General features: G+C 60.8%; 9 protein-coding genes. 6 read left to right on the forward strand and 3 right to left on the reverse strand.

The annotated features are described in order from the left end of the window. Nucleotides 1-14: 14 nt before the first annotated feature. Together AC2CHD_RS06755 and gltB are read right to left on the reverse strand one after the other, a co-directional pair. Nucleotides 15-605 (reverse strand): glutathione S-transferase family protein, encoded by a 591-nt coding sequence (locus AC2CHD_RS06755; RefSeq protein WP_484553021.1) that lies wholly within the window; start codon nt 603-605, stop codon nt 15-17. A gap of 25 nt (nt 606-630) precedes the next feature. Further along, on the reverse strand, nt 631-5,364 hold the full coding sequence (gene gltB, locus AC2CHD_RS06760) for a glutamate synthase large subunit (protein WP_484553022.1): 4,734 nt from the start codon (nt 5,362-5,364) through the stop codon (nt 631-633). Nucleotides 5,365-5,912: 548 nt separating this feature from the next. Here gltB and AC2CHD_RS06765 point away from each other — a divergent pair. The 5 genes from AC2CHD_RS06765 to AC2CHD_RS06785 all read left to right on the forward strand — a co-directional run bounded on the left by AC2CHD_RS06765 (nt 5,913) and on the right by AC2CHD_RS06785 (nt 9,764). Then, entirely contained in the window at nt 5,913-6,965 is a 1,053-nt protein-coding gene (locus AC2CHD_RS06765; RefSeq protein ID WP_484553023.1) for a threonine aldolase family protein, read from the forward strand. Between the two features lie 154 nt (nt 6,966-7,119). Then, on the forward strand, nt 7,120-7,425 hold the full coding sequence (locus tag AC2CHD_RS06770) for a BufA1 family periplasmic bufferin-type metallophore (RefSeq protein ID WP_229448410.1): 306 nt from the start codon (nt 7,120-7,122) through the stop codon (nt 7,423-7,425). Nucleotides 7,426-7,469: 44 nt separating this feature from the next. Continuing rightward, a complete protein-coding gene (gene bufB, locus AC2CHD_RS06775; RefSeq protein ID WP_484553024.1) occupies nt 7,470-8,390 on the forward strand; it encodes an MNIO family bufferin maturase in 921 nt (306 codons plus the stop codon). Next, nucleotides 8,374-9,189 (forward strand): HvfC/BufC N-terminal domain-containing protein, encoded by an 816-nt coding sequence (locus AC2CHD_RS06780; protein ID WP_484553025.1) that lies wholly within the window; start codon nt 8,374-8,376, stop codon nt 9,187-9,189. The genes bufB and AC2CHD_RS06780 overlap by 17 nt, the downstream gene beginning before the upstream one ends. 5 nt (nt 9,190-9,194) lie before the next feature. Further along, complete coding sequence (locus tag AC2CHD_RS06785) at nt 9,195-9,764, forward strand: DoxX family protein (RefSeq protein ID WP_484553026.1); 570 nt, start codon at nt 9,195-9,197, stop codon at nt 9,762-9,764. 55 nt (nt 9,765-9,819) lie between these two features. Here AC2CHD_RS06785 and AC2CHD_RS06790 read toward each other — a convergent pair whose 3' ends face one another. Then, entirely contained in the window at nt 9,820-10,278 is a 459-nt protein-coding gene (locus AC2CHD_RS06790) for an Hsp20 family protein (protein WP_229448406.1), read from the reverse strand. A 426-nt stretch (nt 10,279-10,704) separates the two neighbouring features. Between AC2CHD_RS06790 and AC2CHD_RS06795 the strand changes: the two genes are divergently transcribed. Beyond that, nucleotides 10,705-11,664: an alpha/beta fold hydrolase gene (locus tag AC2CHD_RS06795; RefSeq protein WP_484553027.1), complete on the forward strand. Its 960-nt coding sequence runs from the start codon at nt 10,705-10,707 to the stop codon at nt 11,662-11,664. Nucleotides 11,665-11,668 lie beyond the last annotated feature (4 nt).

Consider the following 11,668-nt stretch of genomic DNA (forward strand, 5'->3'; position numbering starts at 1 on the left):
TAAACCCCGTTATTCTATTGAAGTGCCGGAAGTCCGAGGACATCCTCGCACCGTGCAATCCAGCGGGTGAGCGCGTTGCGCCCGTCGAATTCAAAACCGCCTTGCGGCGCAAGCCGCGTGTAGCCGAGCAGCGCAATGTCGGCGATGGTGAGCGTAGCGCCCACAAAGAAATCGCGCGTCTTCAACGCCTGATCCATGAAATCGAGCGCGGCATCCCCCCGCTCGACCTTGGCTGGATCCCGTGTTTCCACCGGCTCCTTGCGGTAGACCACGTGGAAGCGCGCACCTGCCACATTGGGCTCGTGGATATTCTGCTCCCAGAACATCCACTGGTCGATTTCAGCCTGCGCGAACCGATCATCGGGCAGGAGGGCCGAGCCACGCGCCAGATAGCGGATGATCGCGCCCGACTGCCCGAGCACCCGCCCGTCATCGAACCGGACCACCGGCACCTGACCGAAAGGTGACATGGCAAGAAACGCCTCCGTTCGGCTCTCGCCCGCCATGATGTCGAGCTCGTGCCAGCGATAGGCGAGACCAAGATGGTCGGCCGTGTATTTCACCTTCAGGCAATTGCCCGAATTCTGATCGCCGAAGATGTCCATTGGCAAGAGACCTCGAAAGTGGCGGCTATTCAGCCGCCAGGCCCAGTTTCATGCGCTCCATTTCCTCAAGCGCGCGCCGATATTCGACCGGCATCACCTTGCGGAATTTGGGGCGATAGTCGGCCCAATTGTCCAAGATCGCCCGTGCACGCGACGACCCCGTATAGTGGAGGTGATTGGCAATGAGCTGCGCCAGACGCTCTTCGTCATGACGGGTCATGTCTCCGGAAACATCGACACGCCCCTTATGCATGAGGTCGCCGCCATGGTGGTGCAGCTTTTCCAGGATGTCGTCTTCCTCCGGCACCGGCTCCAACTCAACCATCGCCATGTTGCAGCGCTCGGCGAAATCGCCCGCCTCGTCCAGCACATAGGCGACACCGCCCGACATGCCGGCTGCGAAGTTGCGGCCCGTCTGGCCAAGCACGACGACAACGCCTCCGGTCATGTATTCGCAGCCATGATCGCCGACGCCTTCAACCACGGCAATGGCACCAGAGTTGCGCACGGCAAAACGCTCGCCGGCGACACCTCGGAAATAACATTCGCCCTCGGTCGCACCATAAAGCACGGTGTTGCCGACGATGATGGACTCTTCGGCAATGATCTTCGAATCGTCCGTCGGACGAATGACGATGCGCCCGCCCGAGAGACCTTTGCCGACATAGTCGTTGGCATCGCCATGAAGGGTGAAGGTGACACCGCGCGCCAAGAACGCGCCGAAGGATTGACCGGCCGTGCCCGTGAGGCGCACATCGATCGTGTTGTCCTTCAGGCCCTTCTGGCCGTAGCGCTTGGCCACCGCGCCCGACAGCATCGCGCCGGCGGACCGGTCGGTGTTGCAGATCGGGAAATCGAGCGACACCTTTTCGCGGCTTTCAAGCGCGGGCTTTGCCGCGTCGATCAGCTTGCGGTCGAGAATGTCATCAATCGGATGGACCTGCCGTTCCGTCCAGCGCAAGGCTTCGCGCGGGGCATCGGGCTTGTAGAAGACTTTCGTGAAGTCGAGACCGCGCGCCTTCCAGTGCGCGATCATCGCATTCTTCTCGAGAAGATCCGACTGGCCGATAATGTCGTCGAGCTTCGTGTAGCCCATCTCGGCCAGATACTGACGCACCTCTTCCGCGACATAGAAGAAGTAGTTGATGACATGCTCCGGCGTGCCCTTGAAGCGCTTGCGCAGCACAGGATCCTGCGTGGCGACGCCGACAGGGCAGGTGTTAAGGTGACACTTGCGCATCATGATGCAGCCGGCGGCGATCAGCGGTGCGGTGGAGAAGCCGTATTCGTCGGCACCGAGCAGCGCGCCGATGATGACATCGCGGCCGGTTTTCAGCCCGCCGTCGACCTGAAGCGCGACGCGCGAGCGCAGCCCGTTGAGCACCAGGGTCTGGTGGGTTTCGGCAAGCCCCATCTCCCACGGGCTGCCGGCATGCTTGATGGAGGTGAGCGGAGAAGCGCCCGTGCCGCCATCATAGCCCGAAATGGTGATGTGATCGGCGCGCGCCTTGGCGACGCCAGCCGCGACCGTGCCCACGCCAACCTCGGAGACGAGCTTGACGGAGACATCCGCATCCGGATTGACGTTTTTCAGATCGTAGATGAGCTGCGCCAGATCCTCGATGGAATAGATGTCGTGATGCGGCGGCGGTGAGATGAGGCCGACACCCGGCGTGGAATGGCGCACCTTGGCGATGGTGGCATCGACCTTGTGGCCGGGAAGCTGACCGCCCTCGCCGGGCTTTGCGCCCTGCGCCACCTTGATCTGCATCATGTCGGAATTGACGAGATATTCAGTGGTGACGCCGAAACGACCGCTGGCGATCTGCTTGATGGAGGAGCGCTCCGGGTTCATCGAGCCGTCGGGCATCGGCAGATAGCGATCAGGCTCTTCGCCGCCCTCGCCGGTGTTCGACTTGCCGCCCAGCGCGTTCATGGCGCGCGCCAGCGTGGTGTGCGCCTCGCGGCTGATGGAGCCGAAGGACATGGCGCCGGTGGAGAACCGCTTGACGATTTCGGCTGCGGGCTCGACCTCGTCCAGCGAGACCGGCTTGCGGCCTGTGTCCTTCGCCTTTTTGATCGCGAACAGGCCGCGAATGGACTTGGCGTCGGCTGCCTGCCCGTCGACCATTTTCGCAAATTCGCGATAGGTCTCCCAGGACTTGCCGCGCACGGCATGCTGGAGGGAGGCGACCGCATCGGGCGACCAGATGTGGGCTTCGCCGCGCATGCGGTAATTGTATTCGCCGCCCACTTCGAGCGCGTTTTTCAGCACCGGGTCGGGACCGAACGCGGATGTGTGACGGCCCGCGGTCTCGGCTGCGATCTCCTCCAGCCCGACACCTTCGATCGTGGTGGCGGTGTTGGTGAAATACTGCTCGATGAAATCGCTTTCGAGGCCGACAGCATCGAAAATCTGCGCGCCGCAATAGGACTGGTAGGTGGAGATGCCCATCTTGGACATCACCTTCAGAATGCCCTTGCCGATGGCCTTGATGTAGCGCTGGACGACCTCCTGCGGGTCCACCTCCGGCGGGAACTCGCCTGCCTTGTGCATGGCAAGCAGTGTATCGAAGGCGAGATAGGGGTTGATCGCCTCGGCGCCATAGCCGGCGAGGCAGCAGAAGTGGTGCACCTCGCGCGGCTCGCCGGATTCGACCACGAGGCCGACCGCCGTGCGTAGGCCCTTGCGGATCAGGTGATGGTGGACCGCCGCCGTGGCAAGCAGCATCGGGATGGCGATGCGGTCCGGGCCGATCTGACGATCCGACAGGATGATGATGTTGTAACCGCCGGCAACGGCTGCCTCGGCACGGTCGCACACGCGCTCCAGCGCGCCGCGCATGCCGGCAGCCCCCTCGCCCGAGGCATAAGTGACGTCGATGGTCTTGGTGTCGAACCGGTCCTCGGTGTGGCCGATGGAGCGGATCTTTTCCAGATCCCCATTGGTGAGGATGGGCTGGCGCACCTCAAGCCGCTTGCGGCGCGAGGAGCCGACCAGATCGAAAATATTGGGCCGCGGGCCGATGAAGGAGACCAGGCTCATCACCAGTTCTTCGCGGATCGGATCGATCGGCGGGTTGGTTACCTGCGCAAAGTTCTGCTTGAAATAGGTGTAGAGCAGCTTGGGCTTGTCGGACATGGCCGAGATCGGCGTGTCGGTGCCCATGGAGCCGATGCCCTCCTGGCCGGTCGTGGCCATGGGCGCCATCAGCATCTTCGTGTCTTCCTGCGTGTAGCCGAAAGCCTGCCGCAGATCGAGCGGGGAGACATCCTTGCGCAGGGCGCGCGGCTCCACCGGCTTCAGATCCTCAAGAATGAGCTGGGTGTTGTCGAGCCACTTCTGGAAGGGGTGCTTCGTGGCAATCTTCGCCTTCACCTCTTCATCGGAGATGATGCGGCCTTCTTCCATGTCGATCAGAAGCATGCGGCCGGGCTGGAGACGCCATTTGCTGACGATCTTCTCCTCCGGCACCACCAGCGCACCGGCTTCCGACGCCATGATGACCCGATCATCGTCGGTGACGATGTAGCGCGCCGGGCGAAGGCCGTTGCGATCGAGGGTGGCGCCAATCTGAACGCCATCGGTGAAGGCGACGGCGGCGGGACCGTCCCACGGCTCCATTAATGCGGCGTGATATTCGTAGAACGCCTTGCGCTCGTCGCTCATCAGGCGATTGCCGGCCCAGGCTTCCGGGATCAGCATCATCATGGAATGGACGAGCGAATAACCGCCCTGGAACAGGAATTCCAGCGCGTTGTCGAAACAGGCCGTGTCGGACTGGCCTTCATAGGAAATCGGCCAGAGCTTGGAAATGTCGTTGCCGAAGAGCTCCGAATCCACCGAAGCCTGCCGCGCCGCCATCCAGTTGACGTTGCCGCGCACCGTGTTGATCTCGCCATTGTGGGCGACCATGCGATAGGGATGCGCGAGTTCCCAGGAGGGGAAGGTGTTGGTGGAGAAACGCTGGTGCACGAGAGCCAACGCCGTCTCGAAACGCGGGTCCTTCAGGTCTTTATAATAGGCGCCAAGCTGATAGGCGAGGAACATGCCCTTGTAGACGATGGTGCGCGCCGACAGCGAGACGGTGTAGAAACCATGCGTGCCGCCTTCCAGCTCCTCGCGCACACGGCCCGAAATCACCTTGCGGAGGATGTAGAGCCTGCGCTCGAAATCCTCTTCATTTTCGATGCCGGCACCGCGCGCGATGAAAATCTGCCGATGAACCGGCTCTGACGCCACGATTTCGGGCGCCTTGGAGAGGCAGGAATTGTCGACCGGCACATCGCGGAAACCGATCAGTTCCTGCCCTTCCGAGCGCACGACATCGGCGATAATCGTATCGATCTTCTCGCGCAGCGCGCCATCGCGCGGCATGAAGAAATGACCGACGCCATAATGGCCAGGCTCGGGAAGCTCGACACCGCGTTCGGCCCATTCCTCACGATAGAAACGGTCCGGAATCTGCATCAACATGCCCGCACCGTCACCGACAAGCGGATCGGCGCCAACGGCACCGCGATGGGTGAGGTTTTCGAGCATGGCAAGCCCGTCCTGGACGATGCTGTGCGAACGCTTGCCCTTCATATGCGCGACAAAGCCGACACCGCAGGCATCGTGTTCATTGCGCGGATCATAAAGCCCCTGCGCTGCCGGCAGGCCGGGTACAGCGTGCTTTTCTGTGCGTTTGACGGTGGCCGCTCCAGCCTCGGCGGCAGGTTCGAACTTGGTCGAAACAGATGGCGTCATTTCCGTCATCGCAATTCCTCACTATTGTTGCCCAGAGCCTCTCCTCCCTGAGCGGTCGTTCAGTCGCCGGGCTGCCCTTGCGGCCATCCGGGGTGTATGCACGGCATTTCCATTTAGAAGCCGGAGGAACGCTACCGGTTCGCTCCGGCGCATTTTCTTGTTCTTGGGCGGGGCATTCCTGCCTATGGATTTTGCTCCGGTCATTGCCGGACCGCCTGTGTCGCGCCGATCACTGCTACATTACCACGACCCGGGGAGGCGTTTGCAATGCACCGCAGCGCAATCTGCGCGCAATAAGACAGGAGTGCTGTCCTATTCGCTGAAATGCCAGAAATACCAACACCAGACAAGACGGAAATGCAAATTTTTTGCGCAAAAAGCGAAAGAAAATTCCCAAGCTGCAAGTATTATCGAAATTATCCGTCATGACCGCAGATCATCCTGCAAAGCAACCGAATGACCGCAACATCTAATCTTCGGGACTTGATAGAAGGGTGCGAAGCGCGCAATGTCGCGCCGCCACTGCTTATTTTAAGGTCAAAAGAGAGATCGACTGCATGAATTTCGCCTCCGACAACTGGGCCGGCGCCCATCCGCAAATCGCCGAAGCGCTCACAAACAATGCAGGCGGCTACGCATCGGCCTATGGGACAGGCGATCTGGACAAACAGGTAGAGCGAAGCTTTTGCGACGTCTTCGAGCGCGAGGTGTCGGTTTTCTTTGTCGGCACCGGCACGGCCGCAAACAGCCTGTCGCTTGCCTGGGCTGCCAGGCCGGGCGGGGTCGCCTTCTGCCACACGGAAGCCCACGCCATCGAAGACGAGGGCGGGGCGCCGGAATATCTGACCGGCGGGGCGCGCCTGAAGGGGGTTGCCGGTCGGTTGGGGCGCATGGATCCGAACGCGCTCGACGCCGCGATCCGCGAACACCCGGCTGAATTCGTGCATGCGGGACAACCCATGGCCGCTTCCATCACCCAGGCCACCGAGATCGGCACGCTCTACTCTCTCGACGACATCGAGAAGATCGCCGGCATCTGCCGCGAGGCCGGTATTCCGTTGCATCTGGACGGAGCGCGCTTTGCCAACGCTCTTGTGGCGCTCGACACCACCCCGGCCGAAATGACATGGAAGCGCGGCGTCGACATTGTTTCCTTCGGCGGCACCAAGAATGGCTGCTGGTGTGCGGAGGCTATTGTTGTGCTTGATCCTGCAAAGGTCGGGCAGATGCATTTTCTGCGCAAGCGGGCCGCACAACTCTTTTCCAAGTCACGCTTCATCGCCGCACAGTTCGAAGCCTATTTCAGGGACGACTTGTGGCTCCACACCGCCCGCCACGCCAACGCCATGACCAGCGAACTGGCCTCCGCAATCGATAGTGCCGAAGGCATACGCCTTGCCTGGCAGCCGCAGGCGAACGAGGTGTTTGCACTCATGTCAGCCGAAAAGGCGGAGAGCCTTCAGGCGGCAGGTGCGCGGTTCTACCCCTGGAAACCACCATTGTCTTTCGCCAGCGAGATCAGCGAGGGGGACATACTTCATCGCTTCGTGACCAGCTTCGCAACCGAGCCTTATGAAATCAGTCGGTTTACAGACCTGCTGCAAGGCTGAACTCACGCGCGCGTGCCTGACGATAAACACGCTTTCACGCCCATGTGATGGTGGCTCGCGCGCGCTTGATTTCCAAGTGAACTGTCCCTCTGAAAAAACGGGTCGTGCCGGAGTTGAATCCGGCTTCGACGCGACCTCTAGAGGAGATCTTTTCATGTCCACGAAAACCGCACTGACCGCTGCCTATATCGCTGGAACGGTTGCAGCCGCCCTGTCTGCAGGCACCCTTGCCACGACCACGGCTGCCCAGGCGCAGGAAAAAGAGAAATGCTACGGCGTTTCCATGGCAGGCAAGAATGACTGCGCTGCCGGCCCCGGCACCACCTGCGCCGGCACATCGAAGGTCGACTATCAGGGCAATGCCTGGACGTATGTCGATTCCGGTACATGCACCACGATGGAGCTTCCTGGCGACCGCATGGGTTCGCTTGAGCCGCTCGATCGCGACCTGCCGTCCTGATCGGCCTGACAGCATCCTGAACCAGCAATGCCGGGAGGCGCCTGATGACACGCAAATTTGCGATTCAATCCGCAAACCAAAACCGCTTCCCGGCATTCCATCCCGCCGGCAGGGCCGGCGCGAGTTTCAAACCACAGCATTTCGATGCGATAAAAGCGGAACCCACATCCGTGGGCTTCCTCGAAATCCACGCTGAAAACTACATGGGCGCGGGCGGACCGCCGCACGCCGTCCTGAGCGAAATACGTACACTTCTGCCCGTCTCGCTACACGGTGTCTGCATGTCCATCGGCGGTCTGGACCCAATCGATCCCGAACATCTGTCCCGCTTTGCAAACCTGGTCGAACGCTACGAGCCCTTCAAGGTGTCCGAGCACCTCGCATGGTCGACCCATGACGATGTATTCTTCAACGACCTTCTGCCCCTACCGTATACCGACGAGACGCTGGAGCGCGTATGTGGGCATATCGACCAGGTGCAGGAAGCCATCGGCAGATCGATGCTGCTGGAAAACCCCTCCACCTATGTCCTTTTCTCAGAATCCAGCTGGAACGAAACCGATTTCCTGCGTGAAATCGTGAAGCGCACGGGCTGCGGCTTGCTGCTCGACATCAACAATGTTTTCGTTTCCGCAACCAATCACGGTTTCAGCGCCACCGAATATCTGGCCGAGTTTCCACTTGAACATGTGGGCGAGGTTCATCTCGCCGGCCATGACGAACAGGAAGACGACGAGGGCGCGCCCCTTCTGATCGACAGCCATGACCGACCGGTCGCCGATCCCGTATGGAGCCTTTACGAGACGGTGATCGAACAATGTGGACCGATCGACACGCTTGTAGAATGGGATTCCGATGTGCCCGATTGGCCAATCCTTCGCTCGGAGGCCATTGCTGCCGAGCGCATTCTCGACCGCCATCGCGGTCGACAGCAGAACGTGAAACGCCATGCCCTCCACTCCTGACATGCCCGCCGAAGGCATTTCAGCAGCGTATGACGGCGCGTTTGGTTCCGTGCTGCTCAATCCCGGGCGCGCCACGCCCCAAGGTTTGACCGGCCCCTGCGGAAAGTCCGCAAACAAGCGCTTCAATGTCTACCGCAACAATGTCACGCACAGCCTTGTCACGGCTCTGACCGAGATCTTCCCGACAGTGGCACAAATCCTCGGGAAGGAAAACTTTCGCATGATCGCACGAGATTTTGTGCGTGCGCATCCGCCACGCTCGCGGCTGGTCTTTGAGTATGGTCAAGATTTTGCTCGGTTCCTCGCCGGCTGCGCTCCGATCAGCCACCTGAAATACCTGCCTGACGTTGCCCGGCTGGAACGCGCCTGGCTGGACGCCTATCACGCGGCCGACCATGCACCGCTTGACGCAGATGATCTGGGTGCGCTGCCGCCGGAGGCCCTGGCGACAGCGGTCTTCACGCCGCATCCGGCTGCAAGGTTCATTTCGTCCGCCTACGCGATCCACACGATCTTTACCGCCCATCGGGAAGGGCCGATGCCCGAACGCATCAATGCCGGTCTCGCGCAGGCAGTCCTTGTGACGCGGCCGGCTCTTACGGTGCAGGTGCGCAAAATCGACCACGGCCAGTTTCTTTTTATTGAGGCGCTCAGCCGCGGAGCCCCACTGCAGCAGGCCGTGGGCCTCTCCCTTGAGGCGGTGCCGGAATTCGATCTTCAGGCTGCAATTGCCTTGACCATTGAAAGCGGCGCTTTTGCAGGTTGCCGTTCAAGCAACGATATCGACGAAAAGGACTAAGGCCCGTGTTTCAGACAATCGAGGCGCTGCATGCGCGTGTATTCTCGACCGTCGAGCGCCTGCTTGACGGATGGTTCCTGGGCCTCACCGCCCGCTTCTCCTTCTTCGCCGTTCTCTATTTCTACTTCCTGAACTCGGCACGTACGAAAGTCGGAGACGGCTTTTTCGGTTTCTTTCACGTCGCTGACGGCGCGTATTACCAGATCGCGCTGCCGGCAGTGGAGGCAGCGGGCGGCAACGTTTCCGCCGTATCGTTCATCCCGTGGGGGATCATCGTGTGGCTGGGGACGTATTCGGAGTTTGTGTTGCCATTGCTGATCGTGGTGGGGCTTTTCACCCGTATCGCCGCGCTCGGCATGATCGGTTTTGTGCTCGTACAGTCCTATGTCGACATCGCCGTTCACAAGGTCGGCTCCCAGACGGGAGGCGCCTGGTTCGATCGCTTTTCGGACGGACTGATCTGGGACCAGCGCACGCTCTGGGTTTTCCTGCTTCTCTATCTCGGGGTCAAAGGCGCGGGGTTGATCTCGCTCGACGCGCTTCTTTCGCGCCGCCGCGCGATTGCAAACACCTGAACCAGAAGCGGCGCCACAAGGGCGCCGCCGTCAGGTCTTCAACGCATTACTCGCCTTAGTGGGCCTTCGCCTCGATCTCCTTCGCATCCTTCACCGAAGCGATGGGGATGCGGCGCGGCTTCATCTCCTCGGGGATGTTGCGCGTAAGCTCGATGTGAAGCAGGCCGTTCTCCAGATTGGCTCCAGTCACCTCGACATGATCGGCAAGCTGGAAGCGGCGCTCGAAGCTGCGCGAGGCAATGCCGCGGTAAAGCAGCTCGCCTTCATCCTTCTGTTCGGTGCTCTTCTCACCCTTGACGGTGAGCACATTGCGGTGGGCCTCAATGGAAATATCTTCTTCGCCGAACCCGGCGACCGCCATGGAGATGCGGTAGGCGTCCTCACCCGTGCGCTCGATATTGTAGGGCGGATAGGTCTGGCCGTTATCCGGTTGCCCGAGCGTATCGAGCATCGAGAAGAGCCGGTCGAACCCGACGGTGGAACGATAGAGAGGTGAAAAATCAACGTGACGCATGGTCTGTTCTCCTGTTGAGCAACATTGCGTTATGGCCCTGTTCCGAAACCCGCTTTGGGCGTTTCTGAGTGGCCAACGGCCCCATCCTGGCGGCCGCAGAGATAATATGGGGACATCAAAAATCCGGTTCAAGAGTGTGTCCCAGGCACATGAACAGCCGATGAACAGTGCACTCGGGAATCGTTCAGCTTGATCACGGTAGGGTTGGCGAACCTGATGGTTGGCCTCGCGCTGCCATCGGGGTAGCACCGGATGTAACGTCCCTTCCACCGGTGCGGAACGCCGGAAGCGGCATGACGTCGCTTCCGGCATTCATTTCCCCAAACCTTTCAATTTCTTGCCTTTCAGCCGACCCGGCTCTATCAATCCATAGGAAAATCATCTTCTTCCGCCCCTCATCTTCGCTCTTGAGGCCAATGTTTCCGCATGGATGACCTGCTGATTGTGGTTCCTGAAAATCCCGCACCAGAGGGGATTACGGCAGGTCTGTTGCGGACAAGCGACGGGATCTCGATTCGGTATGCCCGCGTGCCGGGCCGGGGCAAGACGAAACGCGGCACAGTGGTGCTGCTTCCCGGCCGCAACGAATACATCGAAAAATATTTCGAAACGGCCGATGATCTTGCGCAACGGGGCTATGGGACGGCAATCCTCGACTGGCGTGGGCAGGGTGGCTCTGAAAGGCTTCTGGCGAATGCCAATCGCGGCTACGTGGAGAGCTTTGGCGACTATGTCCGCGACCTGGACGCGCTGTTTGAGCAGGTTGTTCTGCCCGATTGCCGGGGCCCCTACTACATCCTTGCGCATTCGACCGGTGTGCTGATCGCCCTTCTTGCCTCCCCCAGCCTTGCCAATCGCGTGCGCCGCATGGTGCTCTGTGCGCCCCTGCTCGGCCTTGCGGCGTCTTCTTCGACAACGGTGTGGGTCAGGCGTCTCGCCCGGTTTCTCTATGCGATCGGCTTGGGCAAAATGTACATGCCGGGCCGTCGAAACCGGCTCAAGATCCCGGATTTTTCACCCGCGGCGCTGAGTTCCGACCCGAAACGCTTCAACCGCAACCGCGCGACTGTGACGGCCTGGCCGGGGCTGGCCATCAATGGCCCGACAGTGGCCTGGACGCGGGCGATGTTCCGCGCGGTGGAACAGGTGACGGAGCCGGAGTTCATGGCACGGCTGCACATCCCCTCGCTGACACTGGCAGCAGGCGGCGACCGGGTCGTTTCCAACAGGGCGATTGAAGCCTATGTGCAGCACCTGCGCAGCGGATCCCTGTTGACGATCGACGGAGCGCGGCACGAATTGCTTCAGGAGGCTGATCGCTTTCGCGAGCAGGCGCTTGCAGCTTTCTTTGCCTTTGTGGAAGGCACGGACGACATCGACCACTGAACTG

The organism is Nitratireductor sp. ATLC21 (genome assembly GCF_057196525.1).

Coding starts and splice junctions, on each gene's coding strand:
- AC2CHD_RS06755 (WP_484553021.1), bottom strand. CDS start 605: ATGGACATCTTCGGCGATCAGAATTCGGGCAATTGCCTGAAGGTGAAA.
- gltB (WP_484553022.1), bottom strand. CDS start 5,364: ATGACGGAAATGACGCCATCTGTTTCGACCAAGTTCGAACCTGCCGCC.
- AC2CHD_RS06795 (WP_484553027.1), top strand. CDS start 10,705: ATGGATGACCTGCTGATTGTGGTTCCTGAAAATCCCGCACCAGAGGGG.
- AC2CHD_RS06790 (WP_229448406.1), bottom strand. CDS start 10,278: ATGCGTCACGTTGATTTTTCACCTCTCTATCGTTCCACCGTCGGGTTC.
- AC2CHD_RS06780 (WP_484553025.1), top strand. CDS start 8,374: ATGCCCTCCACTCCTGACATGCCCGCCGAAGGCATTTCAGCAGCGTAT.
- bufB (WP_484553024.1), top strand. CDS start 7,470: ATGACACGCAAATTTGCGATTCAATCCGCAAACCAAAACCGCTTCCCG.
- AC2CHD_RS06770 (WP_229448410.1), top strand. CDS start 7,120: ATGTCCACGAAAACCGCACTGACCGCTGCCTATATCGCTGGAACGGTT.
- AC2CHD_RS06765 (WP_484553023.1), top strand. CDS start 5,913: ATGAATTTCGCCTCCGACAACTGGGCCGGCGCCCATCCGCAAATCGCC.